This is a genomic window from Streptomyces sp. NPDC054847 (assembly GCF_053610925.1).
Genome location: NZ_JBSGZJ010000001.1, coordinates 21,930 through 42,477, shown reverse-complemented (window position 1 = coordinate 42,477; position 20,548 = coordinate 21,930). Strand labels below are relative to the sequence as shown.

Below are 20,548 nucleotides of genomic sequence, written 5' to 3'. Positions count from 1 at the left end.
GTGGCCAACTGGAACCTGTCAGTGGACCTGCGCGGCGAGGGCAACGACCTCGCCCGGGCTTTGCGCGAATCGGCGCGCGACGCCCGCGGCCTGGCCACCGCCGTCCGCACCGCCCGCACCCAGGTCCGCGGCCTGGACACCGACGCCAGCAGCGCCGCCACCCAGATCACCCGCCTCGGCGGCGCCACCAACACCGCCCAGCGGAACCTGCTGCGCATGGCCCGCCAGGCCCAGCAGGCAGCCCGCCAACTGCGCGACGTCGCCCGCGCAGCCGACCACGCTGATGCCCGCCTGCGCGCCATGACAGACGACGTCCGCATCCAGGCCCGTCTCGACGACGACACCGCCGCCGGCCAGGCCGCGATCCACACCGCCATCGCCAACCTCAACAGCCTGGGCCCCGTCCGGATCGGCGTCCAGTTCGACGCCGACGCCGCCCAACTCGCCGCCGCCGGAGCGGCTGTCACCGCAGCCCTCAACACGGTCCAGACCCAGTCCAGCGACACCTCCCGCACCCTGCTGATCCTCGCCGCCCGCGCCCGGCGCACCGCCCGAGAACTCGACGAGCTCGCCGACCGGGCCACCCTCGCCGCCGGCCGCCTCGCCCTGCTGAACACCGCCGCATCGAACGCCAACGGCAACGTCCTCACCCTCGCCGGGAGCGTCCGCCTCCTGCGCGGCGACATGGACGACCTCGACGGCAGCCTCACCCGCGTCAACGCCAACCTCAACGGCCTGAACGGCAACCTCCCCAACGCGGGAGGCAGCGCGGGCAGCGCCGCCGGGAACATGCGCAGCCTGTACCTGGCCGTCGGGCTTCTCGCCACCGCCCTCATCCCCATCGCCGCAGCAACCGTCCCCATCGCGGCAGGCCTCGCCGCGGCCGGCGTGGCCGCTGGAGCGTTCGGTGTCGCGATCGGCGGGCAGATCGCCACCCTGGTCGAGGCGGGCGAGGCGCAGGAGAAGTACGAGGAGGCCGTCCGTGAGCACGGCAAGAGCTCCGAGCAGGCGGTAGAGGCGGAACGGGAGTACCTGCGCCAGATCGAGGAGATGCCGCCCGCCACCCGCGAGGCAGCGGCCGCCGTGTCCGTCCTCAAGGACGAGTACATGGACTGGTCCGACGCTCTGGCCGCCGACACCATGCCCGTCGCCATCAAGTCCATGGACCTGATGCGCGCCATGCTCCCGAAGCTCACCCCCCTGGTGCGCGGCGCGTCCACCGAGTTCCAGCACATGCTGAACGTCCTCGCCGGAGCCAGCCAGGCCAAGGGCTTCGACCGGTTCATGGACCGGTTCACCGAGTTCGCCACCGACTCGCTAGCCAAGGCGACCAGCGGCATGGTCCGCTTCTCCCAGTCGATGAACACCGGCGAGATCGGCGCCGACCTGCGCGCGTTCCTCGACTACGCCCGCCAGAACGCGCCCCTCGTGGGCGACACACTGCGGGAACTGGCCCGGGCGGGCATGCACCTGCTTGTCGCCTTCTCCGACGTCGGCGTCGGCGTGCTCCAGGTCATCAACGCGCTCGCCACCGGCTTCGCGGACCTCATCAACGCGGTCCCACCCGGAGCGCTGACCACGTTCCTCCAAGTGGCCGCAGTGATGAAGCTGGTCACTCTGTCCGCCGCCGCCCTGGGCGCGGTCACCGGGGGAGCGGCGGCCGCCCGGCTGGGCGCCTACTTCGCCGTCATGCGCGCCGCAGGTGTAGGTACCACCCTCCGCGCGACCGCCGCATCCATGTCCGCGACCGCGAAGGCTGCTGTCGGACTTGGTGTCCTCGCCGTCGCAGCGATCGGCATCGGTCACCTGGCCGAGAAGGCCCGCGGCGCGCCGCCGGACGTCGACCGGCTCACCACCTCCCTGAAGGAACTGTCGGAGACGGGCAAGTTCACCGGCGAGCTGAAGAAGACGTTCGGCGACGTCGACGGTGTCGTGGACAAGCTCGGCGAGCTCGGCAAGGCCGCCAAGGAGCAGGAAGAGTACGTCGAATCGTTCGGCAACTCGGGCATTGAGGTCCTCGACGACCTGCGACGCGGCGCCCATGATCTGTGGTCCGACTTCTCCGACGGCGACAAGTCCCTGAAGGCGCTCGAGGACGACTTCAAGGGCCTCGACGAGGCCATGGCCGGCATGGTGTCGTCCGGCTACGGCGAGCAGGCCGCCAGCGACTTCGACCTGATCAAGAACGCTGCGCTGAAGGCCGGATACTCGATCGACGACATCAACAAGGTCTTCCCCAAGTACAACGACGCCGTCGCCGCGTTCAGGGTCGAGCAGCAGTTGGCCGCCGCGGGTATGGGCCTGTTCGGACAGCAGGCGATCGACGTCAAGGGCAAGCTCGACGCCCAGCGGGCATCCGCCGATGGCCTCCGCGGCGCGATCCAGGCCCTGAACGAAGTCAACCGCCAAGCCCTCGGCGGCATGATCGGCTTCGAGGCGTCCATCGACGCGGCGGCGAAGGCGGCGAAGGACAACGCCGGCGCGCTGAACATGGTCAACGGCGCACTGGACCTCAACGACCCGAAGGCCCAGGCCGCCGCGACGGCCCTTCAAAACCTGGCCACAAGTACCGACGAGGCTGCCGCGGCCGCCCGGGCCTCCGGCGCACCGTGGGGCGAGGTCAACGCCATCTACGACCGCGGCCGTACCGAGCTCGTGAAGTACGCGCAGCAGATGGGCCTCACCGAAGCCGAGGCCAACGCGCTCGCCACCAGCATTCTCGGCATCCCGGCGGACAAGGACATCACGATCGACATGATCCGCGAGGACGCCATCGCGGGTCTCGACGAGGTGATCGGGAAGATCAAGGCCACGCCGGGCAGCAAGTCGGTCGTCGTGGACGCGCTCACCGCTGAGGCGATGCGGCTCCTCAACTCGCTCGGCTTCCGAACGGAGACCCTGCCCGATGGACGGGTGCAGGTGACCGCGATCACCGGCTCTGCCCTGTCGAACATCGGCGCGGTGCAGAACGCGCGAGACCGTCTGTCCGACAAGACCATCACCATCACCACGAACTACGTCGTCACCGGCAACCAGGCCCGCCGCTCGGGCGCGCACGGCTCGCAGCTTCGTGAAGCGGACGGTGGCGTCGTCGACTACTACGCCGACGGCGGCATCCGCGGCGAGGTCAAGCACTTCGCCAACGGGGCCGAAAATCACATCGCGCAGATCGCCCCCGCCGGCGCGATGCGCGTGTGGGCGGAGCCCGAAACGATGGGCGAGGGCTACGTACCCTTCGCCCCGTCGAAGCGGCCCCGCTCCCGCGCCATCACCGAGGAGATCGTCCGGCGCCTCGACGGAGACCCTTCGGCGATCCAGTGGAACGCCAACGGCAACGTCAACAACTGGAGTGGGCGCGAGGCGTTCAACCCCCTCGAAGCCCAGAGCCGCCGCCAAGCCTTCCCGATCCTCCGTGACGCGGCCCGCCGCCTGAGCGTCGGCCTGACCGACGTCACCGCGGGACGGCAGGTCGTGATCGTGAAGGAAGGCGACACCACCACCATCAACGTGCCCGTATCCCGCAACGACGCGTCGCCGTCCGACATCGGAGCGCAGGTCGGCCGCAGCTACCGGCGCGCCACCAGGGGAGGGGTGAAGTCCCGTGCCTGATATCACGCTCACCGCAGGGCAGGTCGACCTCGGCGGGGTCGCCATCGGCAAGGGCACGGTGGTCGACATCATCGAGATCACCGGCCTTGGCCGGCCCCCTGTCCGCGACAACGACACGGACCGGCCGTCGATGGACGGGGAGTGGGCGGGCCCGGACTACTGGGGTGCCCGGCAGGTCCAGATCGACGCCGCCATCAAGATTCCCGGCGACGGTCCGGCGTGCGAGGCGATGCTCGCTTCCCTGCAAGCCGCCGCGTCCGACCCGGCCCTGCGGCTCACCGGCGGCAGCGGAATGCCGCTGCGGATCCTGCGCCCCGGCGGGGTCGTCAAGCGGCTCACGGGCCGCCTGCGGCGCCTGGATGCCGAGTACGCCCAGGTCGTCCACGGATACCTGCCCATCGACATCGACTTCATCGCCCACGACCCCACCTGGTACGCGGACACCGAGACGCAGATCAGCGTCCCGCTGGGCTGGTTGTCTGGCGGTGGGTTCACGGCCCCCGTCACGGCTCCGATCCACGTGACCAGCGGTGCCACGGCTGCGGACCGGCCCGGCTGGGTCACCAACCAAGGGGATACAGACGCGTGGCCGGTCATCCGGATCACCGGCCCCTGCTCCAACGTGACCATCACCCACGCCGACTCCGGACGCCAGATCAAAATGCCGACGCTGGTCCTCTCGGCCGGCCAGTGGGTGGAGATAGACACCCGCCCGGGCTTTGTCACCGTCACCCGCGAGAACGGCGGCAACGCGTCCACCCTGATCAGCCCCGGCTCAAGGATCGACCAGTTCTCCCTGCCGCCCGGCCAGTCAGAGATGCGCTGGACCGCCGTCGACCCCACCCTCACCTCCCGCATGCGCCTCACCTGGCGCGATGCCTACATCGCCCTCTGAGGAGCACCGACCATGACTCTGTTTCAGGCCCCGATCCTCACCGACGGCGCCACCCACCCCGCGCAGCAGTTCCGCATGCTCGTGCGCGACCTGGCCCGCGGCTCGGAGGGCATCACCGAAGGCGACGACCTGAAGGTCAGCCAACTGTCCACCCCCGGTGGTGGGGTGCAAATCTCGGACGGGTCCGGCATCGTCGTCGGCCGCGCCAACCCTGTTCAGGGCTCCTACGCGGTCGCCAACGTCGGCTCCGCCACGGTCGATGTTGCGGCGAACGGCGGCGGTAGCACCCGCTACGACATGGTCATCCTCCGCGTCGAGGACCCCGAGTACGAGGGCACCCTCGACCCGGCAGTCGACGACATCAACTACTTCACGATCATCCCGAGCGTCACGTCGACGGCGACGACGATCCCCGGCGGGCTGACCGGCATCCCCCTCGCCCGCATCGCGATACCGGCCGGCACCTCCGTCATCACCGACGCGATGATCACCGACCTGCGGCAGGTCGCGAACCCCCGCCGCGAACGCACCCTGCACATCCAGACCCCTGCCTCCGCGTCCACCGGCATCAGCGGCACGTCCGCCACGTTCGCCTACTTCTCGACCGCGCCCGGCTGGAACATTCCCGTCCCGGCGTGGGCCACCAAGGCCGTCGTCACCATCAGCATCGGCGGCCTGCGCCTGTCCGACGGCATCTTCTTCGGCAGCATCTCCGGAACCCTCGGCGTCCTCTCCATAGAGCCGGTCATCGTCGACGACAACACCACCGGCACCCGGCGCGTGACCCACATCATGGGCGACACGCTCACCATCCCCGACAGCTACCGCGGCACCACACAGCTGCTCCGCTGCCGTGCTCTCGCCTCGCCCGGCAACGCCGGAACGATGATGGTCGACACCGCGTCCACGTTGATCGCCGACGTCGAGTTCTTCGAGGCGCCCAGGTGACCGGCCTCGCACCCGTCGACCGGGTCCTCACCCGACACGCCCTGACCGGCGAGTGGCAGACCCTCGCCCTCCCGGTCCAGGACCTGGCGTACGGGCCGGAGCTCAACGGCCCCGGCACTCTCACCGGCCGCCTGTCGCCGCGGCTCATCGCCCAGAACCCCAGCTTCCTCGACCCGGGCACCACGTACATCTACACCGAGTCCGCCGGCCAGCTCCGCTGGGGCGGCCTCGTCTGGCACGCCGAACCTGAAGGCGACACGTTCACCTTCGAAGCGGCCTCCTGGTCCAGCTACCTAGAGCACCGCTTCGACCTCCACGGCGACTTCGCAGGCCGCGGCCCCTACACGCAAGCCGACCCCTGCCGGATCATCCGCGACATCTGGGAGTACGCCCAGTCGGTCGAAGACGGCAGCATCAGCGTCGTCGTCGACACCATCACCAGCACCGCGAAGGTCGGCACCACCGCCGAGCAGTACAAATCCGGCTGGTGGGACGGCAAGAGCCTCGGCGCCCACATCGACGACCTCGTCTCCGGCGAAGCCACCCCCGACTACACGTGCGACGTCGCCTGGAACGCCGCCAAGACCCAGCCGGTACACCGGATCCGTCTCGGCTGGCCCCGCCTCGGCGCCCGCCGCACCGACCTGACCTTCGCCTCCGGCGTCAACATCGTCGACGACCCGGCCGTACCCCTGAGCGGAGACGAATACGCCCAGGTCGTCGTCGCCATGGGCGAAGGCGAAGGGTCCAAGAAGCGACGCGCCGTCTCCGCCGTCCGCAACGGCCGGCTGCGCCTCGAGCGGATCTCCGACTACCCGGGCATCACCGCGGCAGACGTCCTCGCCGCCCACGCAGCGGCGGAACGCAAACGGCGGCAGGTCATCGGAACCGTCGACCAGATCATCATCCGCGACACGGCCGCAGCCCGGTTCGGCTCCTGGCAGGTCGGCGACGACGTGTACGTCCGCATCCACAACGCCTGGACCTCATACGTCGGCTGGCGCCGCATCACCAGCTGGACCATCCACCCCCACGCCAAGGGCGGGCCACAGGCGGTCATCGACCTCCAGCCCGCCGACGCCTACACCTACGCAGGGACGTAATACATGGACATCGGACACGAACTGGCCCTCATCAAGCGCAAGATCGAAGAGATAGAGCGCTCCTCGCGCCTGTCGTCCGCCTCGCTGGACGACGCGGCGCTCGAGGTCTTCGACGACACCGGCAGCCTGAAGGCCATCGTCGGTGTCCAAGCGGACGGCACCAGCGGCGTGAACGTGGTCAATGGACCGGTCCCGCCCACACCGTCCGACCCGACCGTTGAGCCCGCGCTCGCCGCCCTGACGGTCGCCTGGGACGGCACGTTCACCGACGCGCAGGCCGCACCGCTGGACTGGATGCGAGTCGAGGTCCACGTCGGCCCCACCGCAGGCTTCACCCCCGACCAGGGCACCCTCCGGGACACCATCGAGACCGCGCAAGGCGGCTCGGTCGTCATCTCCCTCCCGTACACCGAATGGCACGTCAAGCTCCGGTCCCGCAGCACCGCCGGCGTCGCCGGCCCGGCGAGCAACGGTGTCGCGGGCACTCCCCGCAAGGCCGACACGGAAGACCTGGTCGTCGGGGCGATCACCGCCGACCTCATCTCCGTCGACGCCCTCACCGGCAAGACCATCACCGGCGGCACCATCAACGGAGCCGAAATCCACTCCGACGACGGGGCCGGGGCCACGGTCGACATTCAGGACGGCATGGTCGTCGCCTCCGCCCCCTCCGGCTGGTCCATCCTCCTCGACCCGATCGGCACCAAGCCCGCGGTCGGGTTCAACAACAGCCTGGGGGTGACCGCCGGCTACATCGCCGCCACCGGCACCGACTCGCAGCCCGCGGTCAACATCGTCACCGGACAGATCACCGACGGCGCCGTCTCCGACTGGCGCTGGCGCACCTACTCCGGACAGGGGGAGGGCAGCAACTTCTGGCGCACCTACCGAACCCGCGACTCGGACGGAAAGGTCAAGGGCGGATGGATCGAAGCCTCCCCGACCCGCGCCTTCCTCGCCTTCGTGAACACGGTCGACGCCCTGCCGTCCACGCGCATCGAAGCGACCGACGGCGTCATCTCCGTCTCCGGCGGCCGCCTCTCCGTGCAGCCCGCGGCGTCCGCCTCATCCGGCGTGCTCCTCAACGCCGCCGCCGGCCACACCGGGAACCTGCTGCGGCTCCAGCTCAACGCCGCCGACAAGTTCACCGTCGACAAGGACGGCAACACCACCCTCACGGGCACCCTGACCGGCCCGAACGGCACCTTCAGCGAAGAGGGCGCCTGGCAGGCTGTCACGTTCACCGACTGGAAGCAGTCCACGAACGGCACCTACCAAACCCTGCGCTGCTCCCGCGGCACCAAACGCGCCCGCCTCGACGGCGCCGCGATGGTCGCCACCGCCATGGCCGCAGGCACCTCACAAAACGTGTGCACGCTCCCCGCGGGCATGTGGCCCCTCAAGGCCCACTACTACGACGTCCCCTTCGCCACCGGCGGCAGCCCCTCCCTCCTCGGCTGCCGCGTCGGAGCCGACGGCGTCGTCACCGTCTGGACCACCGCAGCACGCGCGGTCAACGACCTGTTCGACTTCACCGAATGCAGCTGGCCCCTCGACTGACCGGCACCGGCGGCGGCCGGAGGGAACGATCCCTCCGGCCGCCTCTACGCTGAACAGCAGGGCGACCCTCCGCCCCGCTCCACCCCGAGGGACTGCCACCCGGCCTCGCCAGGACGCAGAGACCACCGCCACACGCTCTGGGCGCGGGGAAGAGAGCGAGACAGCCGATGGCGACGCCACCGAGTGCTGCCGCATTCCTGAAGGCACTCCGCGACGAGGGCCTCAAGGTCGTCGAAGTCGGCGACTGGCGCACCCACAACCGCAACCACAAAGGCTCCTTCGGCCCCCTGCACGGAGTGATGATCCACCACACCGTCACCAAGGGCACCGACACCACCGTCCGCATCTGCCGCGACGGATACAGCTCACTGCCCGGCCCGCTGTGCCACGGCGTCATCGACAAGAAGGGCATCGTCCACCTTGTCGGCTGGGGCCGCGCCAACCACGCCGGGCTCGGCGACGACGACGTTCTCGACGCCGTCATCGACGAGCGCGCACTCCCCGCCGACAACGAGGCCAACACCGACGGCAACCGCCACTTCATCGGCTTCGAATGCGAAAACCTCGGCGACGGCAAGGACCCGTGGCCGGACGCCCAGCTCGAGGCCATCGAGAAGGCCGCGGCCGCCGTGTGCCGCCTCCTGAACTGGGACGCCGAGAGCGTGATCGGGCACCTCGAGTGGCAGCCTGGGAAGGTCGACCCGCGCGGGTTCACGATGCGGTCGATGCGTGACCGGGTCCGCGACCGTCTCGCCGGAGGTAAGCCCCCGGCCACCCCGCCGCCCGCTCCGGCGCCGTCGGGCACGTACACCGTCCGCAAGGACGACACCCTGTGGTCGATCGCGAGGACGCACAAGACGACGGTCGCCAAGCTCGTCGACCTCAACAAGCTCGACGACCCCAACGAGCTCAGCGTCGGGCAGAAGCTCAAGCTGCCCGGTACGACGGCACCGTCGAAGCCCGCGGCCCCGAAGCCCGCCTACGAGCCGTTCCCCGGAGCCGCGTTCTTCAGCCTGGGCCGCCGCTCACCCCTGATAACCGCCATGGGCCGCCGGCTCGTCGCCGAAGGCTGCGGCCGCTACCAGCAGGGCCCCGGCCCGCACTTCACCAACGCCGACCGCCGGAGCTATGCGGCCTGGCAGAAGAAGTACTCCGACAAAAACAAGAAGGGCTGGACCGGCTCCGCACTGGACGGAATTCCTGGCAAGGAGTCCTGGGATGCCCTTCGTGTACCGAAGCAGCTCTGACCCCGCCCATCACTCCTGAGAGAGAAGACAACCGTGAAGATCTTCGGTCGAGAGCCCGCGCTGATCCTGACCCTCATCGCCGTAGCGCTGAAGACCGGCACCGCGTTCGGCCTTGAGGTGTCCAGCGAACAGCAGGCCGTCATCAACGCCGTCGCCGCGGCCGCCGTCGGCCTCCTCATCGCCGTCATGGCCAGCGACGGCATCAGCGCCGCCATCCTCGGCTTCGTCCAGGCCGTCATCGCCCTCGCTGTCGGCTTCGGCGCGGACTGGTCCGCCGAGCAGCAGGCCATCGTTCTGTCCCTTGTCGCAGCCGTCGTGGGCATGTTCGACCGCACCCAGGTCACCGCCCCGGTACCGGCCGGCGCGGTTGGCAAGCCGACCAGCGCCTGACCGTTGCCCTTACCCCCACCAGGAGCACGCCCCATGGCTGATGAGCCGTCTCTGGGAGAGCTGGGACGGCTCATCCAGCTTCTGCGCGGAGACATCCGCGACGACATGGCCCAGATCAACTCCCGCCTGGACCGCATGGTCTCAACCGACGTGTACACCGTCGAAAAGGCCGGGCTCACAAAGGACATCGCCGACTTGGCGAAGAAGGTCGAAGGCTTCGAGACGCAGCGCTCTGCGGATGCCGACCGGGTGACACAGACCCGTCGGTGGCTGCTGGCGTCCGTCATCATCCCCCTGATCGGCCTCATCCTGCCGTTCGTCTTCTTCTTCCTTGGAGGGAAGGCATGAGGCCGATCACCCGCGTTGAAGCGCGGCGCCTACGAAAGCGGGGCGACTATCTTGCCGCAGCCGCTGCCCTGTTTGCCGCTGTCGTCCTCGGTGCAGTCGTGACCGCGTTCGTCGTCCTGTCGCGCGACCTGGACGAGGCGAACGAAGCCCGAGACGCACTCGCCCATCAGGTGGAGAGCCTCGGCGAGAAGCCCATTGCTGGGCCCCCTGGGTCACGCGGCGAGGCTGGCAAGTCCATCGTCGGTCCATCAGGTCCGCCCGGCCCCACCGGTCCGGAGGGTCCGGTCGGCCCGACTGGACCCGAAGGCGTCCCCGCGCCCACCCTCCGGCCGCTGCCGGGCCCCACAGGGCCCCTCGGGCCATCGGGTGTGCCCGGAGTCCCGGGCGAACCCGGTGCCCCCGGGGCGGACGGCAAGGACGGCGCGGACGGGCCGCCTGGTAAGGACGGCACTGACGGAGTCGACGGCAAGGACGGGCAACCGCCCGCGGGCTGGACGTACACCGACCCCAAGGGCGTCACCTACACATGCACCCGGGTCTCCAACTTCGACCCGGCCGCACCCCGCTACGAGTGCACCACCAACAGCAGCCCCGACCCGCAGCCACCCGCCAACGGCACGTCGGTGCTGGGCCTCGCCCCCGACCGCCGCCGCTTCTGATGATCTGGAGACGCTGATGACGATGGTGACGGGCAAGCTGATCGGACCGACGGACCCCACCAGGGTGGAGGTCACGGCCACGCTCGTGGACGTGACCGGCGCCCGGGCGGTCGGCTACGTAGCCAGCCTCGAAGGCGAAGTTGTGCGCCCGGTACGGATCGTGCCCGCCTCGGACGGATCCTGGTCGGCGGACCTCGTCGCCAACGCGCTGGTCGAGTCACCGGCGGGGGACACGCTGTGGGAGGTGATGGAGGGCCGCGCCCTGGACGGCACCCCGGTCGCCACGCACATCCTCGTCCCGGAGACGGGCGAGTGGTGGGTGGGCGACGTGCGGGTCGAACTCGCCGACGCCCCAACGGAGGCCGGGACGGTCGTGTTCGTGCCCGGCCCTCCCGGAACCCCGGGTGTCGACGGAGCAGACGGCACGGACGGAGCTCCGGGGGCGTCGGCATACGGCATCTGGCTCACCGCCGGCAACACGGGGACGGAGGCCGACTTTCTCGCCTCCTTGCAGGGCACGGACGGGCAGGACGGAACCGACGGCACCAACGGGGCAGATGGCGCCCCGGGCCCCGCCCGGCCCGGACTCCTCACCACCGTCGGCCAGCCCGACAACGCCATCGGCATCGACGGCGACTGGGCCCTCGACGCAGGCGCACGCCGACTGTACGGGCCCAAGACCGCCGGCGTGTGGACGCCATGGCTGCACATCCCGCCCCCGACCGACCCCGGCTGGCAACTCAACGGCTTCGCCGCCCTGACCGGCACAGACCTGTACCTCACCCACGCGGCAGACGGGTTCGGCTCCGGCACCTGCTGGCGCACCAGCCTCGAGCCCGCCGACGGCCTCGACGTCACCTTCCAGTGCGAGATGTCCGGCGGCACCGGCGCCGACGGCATCACCTTCGCGCTCGCCGACCCCGCAGACACCGCGGCCACCTTCCAGGGCGGCGGGGGAGGAGACCTCGGTCTCGTCGGCTGCACAGCGCTCGCGGTCGCCCTGGACACCGGCGCCGGGTCCCGGGCCCGGATCGTCACCACCACCCCCACCGGCATGACGACCGTCGCCACGTACGGAGGCGTACTCGCCCTGCGCGCCGCGCCGGTCCTGGTGCGCGTCCGGTACGCGGCCGGCGGCATCTCGGTGTGGGCCGATAGCGTCCTCCTCTTCGACCAGGTTCCGGCCGTGGTGCCGGCGTCGGTGCGGGTGGGCTGGACCGGGTCGAACGGTGGCGCCAACGACGACCACATCGTCCGCAGTGTGGAGTTCGTCGTCGCGGGCGGCATTGAACTGTGACCAGGGCAGTTGTCCTACACAAAGTCACCGTAAATAACCCGATCTTGCTCGAACGAGCGCTCCGCCCACCACGCCGCAAGCCAGTGCGGGTCAACACCCCGCCAACAGCCAGGGCAACAGACTCCTGGCGCGCGCCTACGCTCGCCGTGTGCTGCTTTCCGACCGTGACATCGAGGCCCAGATAGCTGACGGCCGTATCCGTATCGCCCCGTACGAACCGGCGTTGATACAGCCGGCGTCGCTGGACGTCCGCCTCGACCGCGGGTTCCGGGTGTTCGAGAACCACCGGTACGCCTGCATCGATCCGGCGGTGGACCAGTCGGACATGACGCGGCTGGTCGATGTGGCTGACGGGGAGGCGTTCGTGCTGCACCCGGGGGAGTTCGTGCTCGCGTCGACGTACGAGCAGGTGACGCTGCCGGATGACGTGGCGGCGAGGCTTGAGGGCAAGTCGTCGCTCGGGCGCCTTGGTCTGATCACACACTCCACCGCGGGGTTCGTCGACCCCGGCTTCTCCGGGCACGTGACGCTCGAGCTGTCGAACCTCGCCACGCTGCCGATCAAGCTGTGGCCCGGCATGAAGATCGGGCAACTGTGCTTCTTCCAGTGCTCGTCGCCGGCCGCGGCCCCGTACGGCGCGGGGGCGGCCGGGTCCCGCTATCAAGGGCAGCGCGGGCCGACCGCTTCCCGCTCCCACATCGGCTTCCATCGCACGAAGGTGTGACGCCGGTTTCAGTCTCGCTGGTGGCTTCCCATACCGTCTCTGCATCGCCCTTGGGAAGGAGCCCAACGTGCCCCGCAGCGAACGAGTGCAGGCCCCGCCGGCGGGCATCGTGTGGATCAAGGACTACCGAAGCAGAGACGGCTCGGTTGTCATCCCCGGAATCGCCACCCGGCTCGGCATCAGCCCCAGCACGTACCGCAAGTGGCGGATGCGCGACCAGGGGCCGGTAGCTTTCATCATCGGGAAGAAGGTCGCCGCACGGATCGACGCCATCGAGTCGTTCCTCGCGGACCTGCATGAGACCGCAGTTCGAGAGATGGCGCAGAGGGCCGAGGACGCCGCCTCCTGCGGCCGCCCTCCGGAACCTCGTGCGACGAAGGCGCGAGCCGCGCGAGGGGGACATTCATGACCGTGCCCGAGGCTCCTGGCGTGCCGCAGTCGTCGCAGATCCGACCGGGTATCCCGGCGCCCTCCACCGTCGAAGGCGAGCTGTTCCACTACACGCCTGCCGAGGCGGCCCAGTGGCTGCCCTTCACGGCCAGGCGACTCCGGGAGATGGCCTACCGTCGCGAAATCCCCCATGGGAACAACGGCAACAAGATCTGCTTCGCCGGCATTCACATCAGGGCTATCACGGAGCAGTTCACCGTCGAAGTCCTGCCCGAGTCGAAGCGTGTACCGAGTTCGCGTAGGGGCTGGTAACTGAGGATCGCCCCTTTCCCGCCCCTGCCTCCCCACGAGCGGGCGTCGCCTCTATGCGGCCAGCCGTACCCTGGCGTGCAGATGCCCCCGACCAATTCACCTGGTCGGGGGCATCGCTACAGGGCCTGGTCAACGTGCGAGATGCCAACCGACCGGACAGCTACGGCGCATCAGGTCGAGCACCCACTGAGGGGTCCAGTGCACGCCCCCAGGAAAGACGACGTCCTCCAGCCGGTCGGTCAGGGTGCCATCGCGGTCACGCCACTTGCCGAACACGCGGGCCTCGCCCTGGCACTCAGTCTCTCCAGAGTGCCGGGACAGCTTGATGCGCACCTGACTCGGTACGAGGCGCCCCATGTCGTACGGCAGCGGCACCTCGGGGGCCCCATCCGGCAGGGTGAAGTTGTACGTCCGGAACTCGGACTCGTGGACAGCGTTCACGGCCAAGGTCGTGTTCCTCATTTCTCGGTGTCCCAGGGTGCCCGCTGCGCGTATCCCCCGTTGCGGCTCTTGAAGTGCTCTGTCACCGAGATGCCCATCTTCACCAGCGGGCGCAGAGCTGCGGAGGATGCGACCTGGAGGTCGTACGCGTCGGAGAGCGGACCGGCTGAAAGCTGGTACTCCTCGACGGCCGGCCAGTCGTCGACAATGTAGTGGATGCGCCATCCGTCCCCATCGGGTTCGAAGGCGATGCCGACCTGGTGTCGCTGCGCGGTGGCGAGCAGGTCGCCAATGGCGTTGAGCAACTCGGGCGGGTAGGTGTTCGGCTCGGGGCTCAGGTCGTCGTCCATGGTCGTGGTCCTCACTGCTCGGTGGTGGTGTCGGGTAGGGGGATGTCGGATTGCAGGACCATGCCGAGGTACTCGGCTGCGGCCGCCCGCTGCACCACGATCAGGTCGAGCCCCAGTCCCGCGGCAATGGCCGCAATGAGAGGCGGGTTGACCTTCACCGCCTGGCCTGTCGCGATCCGCCACAGGTGATTCGCGCTGGGTTGGTAGCCGGTTGCCGGGTCGACGGCGCGCTGGTGCAGTGCCTCGAAGGTGAGCGGTCGGCCGGTCCCTGCCTGCGCGGCCACCAGCTCCCTGAGAGTCAGCACGGTCGTGGTCCTTACTTCTCGGTGGTGCGGTAGGTGGCGCTGCCGGGGTCGGTCTTCTCCAGCAGGCCGGCGGCGGCCAGGTCGCGGAGGATCTGACGGGCCCGCTTGTCGGTGACCTCGTGGCCGGCGTCGCGGAGGGCTGCGACCGCCAGGACGGTGGTCCACTCGCCGCGGCGCTTGCGGACGGCCTGCTCCAGTGCGGCGGACTGGGTCATGCGCTGCTCTGCCCATTCCTCGGGCTCGGTCTCGATGTTGCGGACTGCGGCGAAGAAGACGGGCACCAGGTCCTCGTCCATGGCGTAGCCGGCGACCTTGCCGAAGCCGGGGCCTTGGGGGTCGATGGGGGTGGGGATGCTCTCGGGCCAGAGGCCGCGCATGGAGCCGCGGTGGAGGAGCCGCTTGAGGGCGGCGCTGTGTCCGCGGAGGCTGGTGTTTTCCTCGTCGCGGAGGTCTTCGGCGGAGACGTATCCGTCGCCGGCGACGGCGAGCTTGACGATGCGGCGGGCCCGGGAGGGGAGGGATCGGTAGTACTGCTCTGCTCGTTCGACGGTCCAGGTCGCGTCGATCTGGATGTCGGCAGCGTGTTCGGCGAGGAGGGTAAGCAGCTTCTTCTGGAAGTCGCCGGTGGGGTTCTCGATGTTCATCGTGATGCGCAACAGGTGCCCCCGTAGTAAGAGACGTGAACTAACGTGCTTCTGACGTGGCATCACCGTAGCGCAGCACGACTCGTCTGTCACTGGTTAGTTCCACGTTTATCAGGACCGCTGTGCGGCCGACCTCGGGGGTGACCGAACCACACCCTCTCTGTCAGCGCCTAGCCATACCCTTCGGCTACAACCCACGAGGAGAGGGCGAACACCGTGGCGATACAACGGAACTGGCTGGACGTCACCTATGACGAAAAGGACGCCGCGAAGGCGGCTGGTGCCCGATGGGATGGTGCAGCACGACGCTGGTACGCCCCTCCCGGCCGGGAGGACTCCCTCCAGCGGTGGGCAGCAGCACCCGACATCCCCGATCTGCTGCCCGGCGAAGACCGCTCCCTGGGCCAGGGCCTGTTCGTCGACCTCGTCCCGAGCTCCTGCTGGTTCACGAACGTCCGCTCGTGTGTCGCCCCGAAGGACTGGGAACGCCTGCGCAGGATGATCACCGCCCGGGCGGGCCAGCGCTGCGAAGCGTGCGGCGCCACGCAGGACCGGGAGACGAAGCGGTGGCTCGAAGCCCACGAACGATGGACGTACGACGACGAACGCCGAGTTCAGACACTCCGGCGGCTCATCTGCTTGTGCACGCACTGCCACACCGTCACCCACTTCGGATTCGCCCAGGTCCGCGGCCTTGAGGACGTGGCCCTCTCCCACCTGATGGCCGTGACCGGCATGACCAAGGCCGAGGCGCGGGAGCATGTCGAGGCTGCCTTCGAGATCTGGCACGCGCGGTCCCAGCGCAGCTATTCGCTGGACCTCTCGATGCTGACCAACGCCGGCATCACCCTTTCCGGGCCGCCAGAGGCCAACGAGCGGGACCGCATTGCGCAGACCACGCTCCGCAATCAGTCCTGACGATGCGATGACCTGGTGGAGGTAGCGAAGCGTTCTTACCGAAGTGCGGCCCATCCGTAAGGATCGATTCTGGCGAAGGATCGGAAGCCCTCTCCGCTTGTCCACTCTCGAACGGCACGCCGGGTAGCCATCCTTGAGGCGGAATGAGCCCATGTGCCATGCGCGCTGTCACCCTCCGGGAGCAACGGTCCGGCAGAATCTCTCACGTGCGCCGCTCTCAACTCCCCGCTCCCGAGGGGTATATCTGGCTCGACGAAGCGTCCCGACTCACGGGACTGGCCCAGAGGACCCTGTACAACTATCGCTGCCAGGGGACCGGGCCACCTTCCACCACGTACCGCCGCAAGGTTGTCTACAGACTGGTCGACGTTCAGGCGTGGATCGCGGAGCAGCTGGCCCCTGCCCCGGGCGCGGCACGGCTCCACGAGCGCCGTCCGCCAGAGCCGCGGTTCACCCCGAGGTCCTGACCCTGACGATAAGGGGTGACTCGGACCGGGCAGGTGACACCGTTTCGGGGAACCCTCTCGCGATCACCCACGTATAATTTCCCTTGTAGGTGGCTCTTGCGTGAGCCGCCCTGAGAGGGGATCAACTCCATGGCCGTCACCATTCCTGCCGCCGACGACGTACAGGCGCTGCAAGCCTTCCTTGAGGAACGCGTCAACGAGGAGTGGGAGGCGATCAACACGGACGAGGACCTGGACCCCGACGCCGCGGCCCGCTTCAACCGCGTCTCGAACTCCAACAAGCACGGGATCGCGGGCATGGCCGAGGCCGTCTCGTACCTCCTGGCCCAGGACGACGCCGAGGGTGCCGAGCGCGCCTGGCATCTCCTGACTGGCGCAGGTGAGCAGTGGCGGGATCACCCCGACTACCTCTCCGTCTGGGAGAACCCCCAGTTGGCACGCGTTCGTCAGGCCCTTGGGGGCTGACGTCGTGGACGACGAGGCGGAGGTGGTCGACGCCGAGCTGGTGGACGACGACCACCTGCCTGCCCTGGTGCAGCAGACCCCTGCCGTCCGGCCGGCCGTGGACCGGCACACCATCCTCTACCCCGGCCAGGGCCTACCCACCGAGGACGAGCAGCCGGCGTACACCGAACGGGACCTGTACGTCTCCGCGCGGACCGCCGAACGGCTCGAGAAGCAGTCCGCCCCGCGCAACACCAGCGCCAACTACCTCTCCCAGCGGAACAAGTTCGCCGCCTGGTGCACAGAGCAGGGCCGCGTCGCCCGGCCGTGCACCACCGCCACCTACGTCGAGTACGTCGCCCACCTCATCGAGGAGGGCCGCGCCCCGAACGCCATCAGCGCCGCCATGTCCGCCATCCGCACCTGGATGCCCGAGGACAAGAAGCCCGGCACCAGGCAAGCCCGCGGCATGCTGAACGAGTACCGCAAGGAGTGGGGCAAGCGCCGCGCCGTCCGCAAGGCGCCGCCGGTCACCGACGCGCTGCTGCGGGCCATGGTCGAAAGCTGCGACCTGCGGACCCCGGCCGGCGTGCGAGACCGGTGCGTCCTCCTCTTCGGCCGCGGCGCGCTGAACCGGCGGGTGGAGCTCGCCGACCTGTCCATCGCCGACGTCGCGGTGGACGACGACTTCGTCACCCTCCACATCCGCTCCTCCAAGACCGACCAGGAGGCCAAGGGTGAGCACACGGACATCCCCGCGGATCCTGACCCGCTGCTGGACCCGGTCACCGCGGTGCGGGACTGGCTGAGCGTGCTGCACCGGCTCGGCGTGCGGGAGGGGGCGTTCTTCCGGGCCCTCACCTCTCGGGGCACGCTCCAGAACCGGGCGGCCGCCAAGGAGCGTGGCGACTACGTAACCGGCGACGCCATCAATGACTGGGTCCGCGGCCGCGCCTTCAAGGCCGGGGCGAAGAACTGGCAGCAGATCACCGCGCACGGGCTGCGCCGGGGCGGGGCCCAGGCCATTGCGGACGCCGGCGGGGACCCGACCAAGCAGGGCCGGTGGAAGCCGGGCTCGGCGGTGGTGAAGCGGGAGTACCTGGACCGGGCTCAGTCCCGGGCGGAGAATCCGTGGCTCAAGGTGCAGGCGAAGCGGCGCGAGGAGCAGGCATGACCGCAGACGAGTCCGTGGATGTCCGACCGGTGTTCGACGGCCTGTTGGCTGCGGCCAGGGACGGTCTGAGCCGCTCGACCTGGCGCGTCGGGGACTCCGACGAGAAGCTGCTGCTGCCCATCATCGGGGCTCTCACGGTTCATCTGGCGAAGGGCCTGCGGGTGAACGAGATGCCGCCCGACGAGCACATGCTTCGGTCGCAGATCGCGGAGGAGCTACGGCGGGCGGCAGGCCGTCATCCGGCGGGCACGGCACGGCACGCGGCGTACCTGGAAGCGGCCCAGATTGCAGAGCAGGGCGAGGCGTCGTGAGCTACCGGTACGCGTCGGTGCGGCAGTTGGCCGCGGTGGTGGAGCGGATCGCGCCGCGGGACCCTGCCGCCTGGGAGGGGCGGCAGCTGGTGCCTGGGGCGGCTGGTGTGCCGATCCAGGTGTCCCGGTCGCGGGCCAAGCAGCTGTGGGCGCTGGTGGGCTTGGTCGACCGGGCGGTCGGCACCGTGCCGGAAGCAGTGCTGTCGAAGCGGTCGGCGCGCCGGCTGTTCGAGGACGAGGCGATCGGCGCGTTCTGGGAGTTGGTGGAGGCCGGGGAGCTCAGGTTCCGGGCGAAGGATGTGGGGCGGCCGCTGCCGGTCGCGTCGCTGCGGATTGTGCGGGACTGTCTGGCGTTGCTGGGGCGGGTGGTGGTGCCGGACCGGATGCTGCTGCTGCCGGTGATCGAGCAGCCGGAGCTGAAGGCCACGGTCGACGGCCGGTCGCGGGCGGCGCTGTATCGGGGGCTGGTGGACCTGGCCGGGGAGGGGCCGCTGGAGCGGGACGGCCTGGCGCTGTCGCATGCGGACCGGACGCGGCTGCTGGCGATGGTCGCGGTGGTGCTGGACGCGGGCACCAGGTCGGGCGAGTTGGCGGCGCTGCGCATGGACGATGTGGCGGAGGGGCTCGCCGCGGTGGGGGTGCGCCGGCGGCAGCAGAAGGCCGGGCCGAACCGGGCGGAGGAGATCGCCTCGTTGGCTGAGGTGCATCCGGATACGGTGCGGGCCGTGTTGTGGGGGCAGCGGGAGCGCATGTCGGAGGCAACAAGGCAGCGGGTGCTGGCGGCGGTGGAGGTGTTGCCGCCGCTGCCGGAGGTGGAGTGGTACCCGCTGCGGGACGGGACGCGGGTGGCGCTTGGCCGGTGGCTGGAGGTGCGGGAGCAGATCGTCGACGCGTTGCCGATCGAGGGCGGCCGCAGCGCGCTGTGGGTGACGCTGCACGAGTCGAAGGCCGGCCCGGCGGGGATCACGATCCTCCCGGACGGGCTGCGCAGGGCCTATGCGCGGGGGATCACGGCACTCAACTATGTGATGGCCGGCCAGTACGGCTGGTCGCCGTTGCCGACGACGATGGAGCAGCTACGCCGGGCGGTCGGCGTCACGCCGCTGGACGAGCCGCCGCCGGTGCCGTCGTCGCGCGCCGGTGCGGGCGCGGCCGTACGGTCTGGGTAGGCGCTTCGGACAGGATGGCGCTGGGCGGCCCCGCGGTCACTTCGCACGTGCGCGGGGCCGCCGTCTGCTGCGCTACCGGGCCTGAACCCACAGGATGATGATGCTGACCGCTCCGCTGCCGATGCCGGTGGCCATGCCGCGGGCGACGTACTGGTGGATCCGCCACTCCGACAGCCGACGTCGAAGTCGCGTCAGCCGTCCCTCTGGCTGTCCTTCCTCGTTCTTCTTGCTACCGTCCATTGCTGGTGTCTCCTTCAGATTCATGGTGAGTGGCACCCGCGCAGGGAGCTTTAACCCGATGCCCGGCCAGGCTCTTTCGGGGGAGGGCTCCCGTTTGCGTTGTCGGGCTGATTGCCCGATGCCGGGAGAATGACTGAAGGGCTATAAGCGGGTCAACTGACCTATCTGCGTGGGGAGATGGGCCTCTGTTTCGGGAAAGTGGTTGGGGGAGAACAGAGTTGCCGGGCAACGGCCAGTGACTACTGGCCTAGGCCATCCGGAAAGAGTGGCGCGCATCACGCTGGAGGCTGCGACAGAACAGGACGTACTGCCTCGCGCCGCTCGACGCCGGTTTCAGGTGCCGGGGAGCGTGTCTTGGTCGACGTGATGCTCGGGTGCGGCCGCGGGGTGCCGGTTGGGGTCGCAGTCCGGTCCGTAGCCGTTCAGCCGGGATTCGAGGCGGGTGAGTTCGCGGCCGCAGCGCCGGCAGTAGCGGTGCCGGTAGCCGGTGACGGGGTCGTCGACCAGGGACGGCTGCTGGTGCGTGGGGCGTTGGGCCATGGGTTTCATTGTCCCAGGTAGGCGGTGGGGGTAGCAGGGTGGAGACTTCTCGGGCTAAGCTGC

Annotated in this window: 25 protein-coding genes; 19 read left to right on the top strand and 6 right to left on the bottom strand. The window is 69.6% G+C overall.

The window, feature by feature from the left end; genetic code table 11:
* From ACWGH4_RS00300 to ACWGH4_RS00240, 13 genes are all read left to right on the top strand, one after another.
* Nucleotides 1-3,609 carry a hypothetical protein gene (locus ACWGH4_RS00300; protein WP_453453988.1) on the top strand — a complete coding sequence of 1,203 codons (3,609 nt, stop codon included), beginning with the start codon at nt 1-3 and terminating at the stop codon, nt 3,607-3,609.
* Entirely contained in the window at nt 3,602-4,504 is a 903-nt protein-coding gene (locus tag ACWGH4_RS00295) for a phage distal tail protein (RefSeq protein WP_453453987.1), read from the top strand. Before ACWGH4_RS00300 ends, ACWGH4_RS00295 begins: the two co-directional genes overlap by 8 nt.
* 12 nt (nt 4,505-4,516) lie before the next feature.
* A complete protein-coding gene (locus tag ACWGH4_RS00290; protein WP_453453985.1) occupies nt 4,517-5,452 on the top strand; it encodes a hypothetical protein in 936 nt (311 codons plus the stop codon).
* Nucleotides 5,449-6,555 (top strand): hypothetical protein, encoded by a 1,107-nt coding sequence (locus tag ACWGH4_RS00285; protein ID WP_453453983.1) that lies wholly within the window; start codon nt 5,449-5,451, stop codon nt 6,553-6,555. Before ACWGH4_RS00290 ends, ACWGH4_RS00285 begins: the two co-directional genes overlap by 4 nt.
* Before the next feature lie 3 nt (nt 6,556-6,558).
* Nucleotides 6,559-8,115 carry a hypothetical protein gene (locus tag ACWGH4_RS00280; RefSeq protein ID WP_453453981.1) on the top strand — a complete coding sequence of 519 codons (1,557 nt, stop codon included), beginning with the start codon at nt 6,559-6,561 and terminating at the stop codon, nt 8,113-8,115.
* 167 nt (nt 8,116-8,282) lie between these two features.
* On the top strand, nt 8,283-9,362 hold the full coding sequence (locus tag ACWGH4_RS00275; protein WP_453453979.1) for a peptidoglycan-binding protein: 1,080 nt from the start codon (nt 8,283-8,285) through the stop codon (nt 9,360-9,362).
* A 33-nt stretch (nt 9,363-9,395) separates the two neighbouring features.
* Nucleotides 9,396-9,752, top strand: coding sequence for a hypothetical protein (locus ACWGH4_RS00270; RefSeq protein ID WP_453453977.1), 357 nt, complete (start codon nt 9,396-9,398; stop codon nt 9,750-9,752).
* A gap of 33 nt (nt 9,753-9,785) precedes the next feature.
* Nucleotides 9,786-10,100, top strand: coding sequence for a hypothetical protein (locus ACWGH4_RS00265; protein WP_453453976.1), 315 nt, complete (start codon nt 9,786-9,788; stop codon nt 10,098-10,100).
* Between the two features lie 98 nt (nt 10,101-10,198).
* Nucleotides 10,199-10,759: a collagen-like protein gene (locus ACWGH4_RS00260; RefSeq protein WP_453453974.1), complete on the top strand. Its 561-nt coding sequence runs from the start codon at nt 10,199-10,201 to the stop codon at nt 10,757-10,759.
* Nucleotides 10,760-10,775: 16 nt separating this feature from the next.
* Nucleotides 10,776-12,056, top strand: coding sequence for a hypothetical protein (locus tag ACWGH4_RS00255; protein WP_453453972.1), 1,281 nt, complete (start codon nt 10,776-10,778; stop codon nt 12,054-12,056).
* 148 nt (nt 12,057-12,204) lie between these two features.
* A complete protein-coding gene (gene dcd, locus ACWGH4_RS00250) occupies nt 12,205-12,780 on the top strand; it encodes a dCTP deaminase (protein WP_453453971.1) in 576 nt (191 codons plus the stop codon).
* Between the two features lie 67 nt (nt 12,781-12,847).
* Nucleotides 12,848-13,189, top strand: a complete 342-nt coding sequence (locus ACWGH4_RS00245; protein ID WP_453453969.1) for a hypothetical protein — start codon at nt 12,848-12,850, stop codon at nt 13,187-13,189.
* The gene (locus tag ACWGH4_RS00240; RefSeq protein ID WP_453453967.1) at nt 13,186-13,482 is read left to right on the top strand and encodes a hypothetical protein; all 297 of its coding nucleotides are present in this window, start codon (nt 13,186-13,188) and stop codon (nt 13,480-13,482) included. The genes ACWGH4_RS00245 and ACWGH4_RS00240 overlap by 4 nt, the downstream gene beginning before the upstream one ends.
* A 129-nt stretch (nt 13,483-13,611) precedes the next feature.
* Here the strand turns inward: ACWGH4_RS00240 and ACWGH4_RS00235 are convergent, their stop codons facing one another.
* Genes ACWGH4_RS00235 through ACWGH4_RS00220 form a run of 4 tightly spaced genes read right to left on the bottom strand, consistent with a single transcriptional unit; the run spans nt 13,612 to nt 15,234 of the window.
* On the bottom strand, nt 13,612-13,929 hold the full coding sequence (locus ACWGH4_RS00235; protein ID WP_453453966.1) for a hypothetical protein: 318 nt from the start codon (nt 13,927-13,929) through the stop codon (nt 13,612-13,614).
* 11 nt (nt 13,930-13,940) lie between these two features.
* Nucleotides 13,941-14,273: a hypothetical protein gene (locus tag ACWGH4_RS00230; protein WP_453453964.1), complete on the bottom strand. Its 333-nt coding sequence runs from the start codon at nt 14,271-14,273 to the stop codon at nt 13,941-13,943.
* A gap of 11 nt (nt 14,274-14,284) precedes the next feature.
* On the bottom strand, nt 14,285-14,578 hold the full coding sequence (locus ACWGH4_RS00225; RefSeq protein ID WP_453453962.1) for a hypothetical protein: 294 nt from the start codon (nt 14,576-14,578) through the stop codon (nt 14,285-14,287).
* Between the two features lie 11 nt (nt 14,579-14,589).
* The gene (locus ACWGH4_RS00220) at nt 14,590-15,234 is read right to left on the bottom strand and encodes a hypothetical protein (protein WP_453453960.1); all 645 of its coding nucleotides are present in this window, start codon (nt 15,232-15,234) and stop codon (nt 14,590-14,592) included.
* Nucleotides 15,235-15,438: 204 nt separating this feature from the next.
* Between ACWGH4_RS00220 and ACWGH4_RS00215 the strand changes: the two genes are divergently transcribed.
* From ACWGH4_RS00215 to ACWGH4_RS00190, 6 genes are all read left to right on the top strand, one after another.
* On the top strand, nt 15,439-16,140 hold the full coding sequence (locus ACWGH4_RS00215; protein WP_453453959.1) for a DUF5710 domain-containing protein: 702 nt from the start codon (nt 15,439-15,441) through the stop codon (nt 16,138-16,140).
* A gap of 143 nt (nt 16,141-16,283) precedes the next feature.
* Nucleotides 16,284-16,607, top strand: a complete 324-nt coding sequence (locus tag ACWGH4_RS00210; protein WP_453453957.1) for a helix-turn-helix transcriptional regulator — start codon at nt 16,284-16,286, stop codon at nt 16,605-16,607.
* Nucleotides 16,608-16,736: 129 nt separating this feature from the next.
* Nucleotides 16,737-17,072, top strand: a complete 336-nt coding sequence (locus ACWGH4_RS00205; protein ID WP_453453955.1) for a hypothetical protein — start codon at nt 16,737-16,739, stop codon at nt 17,070-17,072.
* The gene (locus ACWGH4_RS00200; protein WP_453453953.1) at nt 17,062-18,225 is read left to right on the top strand and encodes a tyrosine-type recombinase/integrase; all 1,164 of its coding nucleotides are present in this window, start codon (nt 17,062-17,064) and stop codon (nt 18,223-18,225) included. The genes ACWGH4_RS00205 and ACWGH4_RS00200 overlap by 11 nt, the downstream gene beginning before the upstream one ends.
* Nucleotides 18,222-18,536 (top strand): hypothetical protein, encoded by a 315-nt coding sequence (locus tag ACWGH4_RS00195; RefSeq protein WP_453453951.1) that lies wholly within the window; start codon nt 18,222-18,224, stop codon nt 18,534-18,536. Before ACWGH4_RS00200 ends, ACWGH4_RS00195 begins: the two co-directional genes overlap by 4 nt.
* Nucleotides 18,533-19,705: a hypothetical protein gene (locus ACWGH4_RS00190; protein WP_453453949.1), complete on the top strand. Its 1,173-nt coding sequence runs from the start codon at nt 18,533-18,535 to the stop codon at nt 19,703-19,705. The genes ACWGH4_RS00195 and ACWGH4_RS00190 overlap by 4 nt, the downstream gene beginning before the upstream one ends.
* Nucleotides 19,706-19,777: 72 nt before the next feature.
* Here ACWGH4_RS00190 and ACWGH4_RS00185 read toward each other — a convergent pair whose 3' ends face one another.
* Both ACWGH4_RS00185 and ACWGH4_RS00180 read right to left on the bottom strand, forming a co-directional pair.
* A complete protein-coding gene (locus tag ACWGH4_RS00185) occupies nt 19,778-19,945 on the bottom strand; it encodes a hypothetical protein (protein WP_453453947.1) in 168 nt (55 codons plus the stop codon).
* 333 nt (nt 19,946-20,278) lie between these two features.
* On the bottom strand, nt 20,279-20,485 hold the full coding sequence (locus ACWGH4_RS00180) for a DUF6011 domain-containing protein (RefSeq protein ID WP_453453945.1): 207 nt from the start codon (nt 20,483-20,485) through the stop codon (nt 20,279-20,281).
* Between the last annotated feature and the right edge of the window lie 63 nt (nt 20,486-20,548).

What these genes read in the sequence shown, in the direction of transcription:
- ACWGH4_RS00240 (WP_453453967.1), top strand. Translation starts at nt 13,186, where the DNA reads ATGACCGTGCCCGAGGCTCCTGGCGTGCCGCAGTCGTCGCAGATCCGA.
- ACWGH4_RS00210 (WP_453453957.1), top strand. Translation starts at nt 16,284, where the DNA reads ATGAGCCCATGTGCCATGCGCGCTGTCACCCTCCGGGAGCAACGGTCC.
- ACWGH4_RS00180 (WP_453453945.1), bottom strand. Translation starts at nt 20,485, where the DNA reads ATGGCCCAACGCCCCACGCACCAGCAGCCGTCCCTGGTCGACGACCCC.
- ACWGH4_RS00195 (WP_453453951.1), top strand. Translation starts at nt 18,222, where the DNA reads ATGACCGCAGACGAGTCCGTGGATGTCCGACCGGTGTTCGACGGCCTG.
- ACWGH4_RS00230 (WP_453453964.1), bottom strand. Translation starts at nt 14,273, where the DNA reads ATGGACGACGACCTGAGCCCCGAGCCGAACACCTACCCGCCCGAGTTG.
- ACWGH4_RS00275 (WP_453453979.1), top strand. Translation starts at nt 8,283, where the DNA reads ATGGCGACGCCACCGAGTGCTGCCGCATTCCTGAAGGCACTCCGCGAC.
- ACWGH4_RS00255 (WP_453453972.1), top strand. Translation starts at nt 10,776, where the DNA reads ATGACGATGGTGACGGGCAAGCTGATCGGACCGACGGACCCCACCAGG.
- ACWGH4_RS00280 (WP_453453981.1), top strand. Translation starts at nt 6,559, where the DNA reads ATGGACATCGGACACGAACTGGCCCTCATCAAGCGCAAGATCGAAGAG.
- ACWGH4_RS00265 (WP_453453976.1), top strand. Translation starts at nt 9,786, where the DNA reads ATGGCTGATGAGCCGTCTCTGGGAGAGCTGGGACGGCTCATCCAGCTT.
- ACWGH4_RS00185 (WP_453453947.1), bottom strand. Translation starts at nt 19,945, where the DNA reads ATGGACGGTAGCAAGAAGAACGAGGAAGGACAGCCAGAGGGACGGCTG.
- ACWGH4_RS00205 (WP_453453955.1), top strand. Translation starts at nt 16,737, where the DNA reads ATGGCCGTCACCATTCCTGCCGCCGACGACGTACAGGCGCTGCAAGCC.
- ACWGH4_RS00290 (WP_453453985.1), top strand. Translation starts at nt 4,517, where the DNA reads ATGACTCTGTTTCAGGCCCCGATCCTCACCGACGGCGCCACCCACCCC.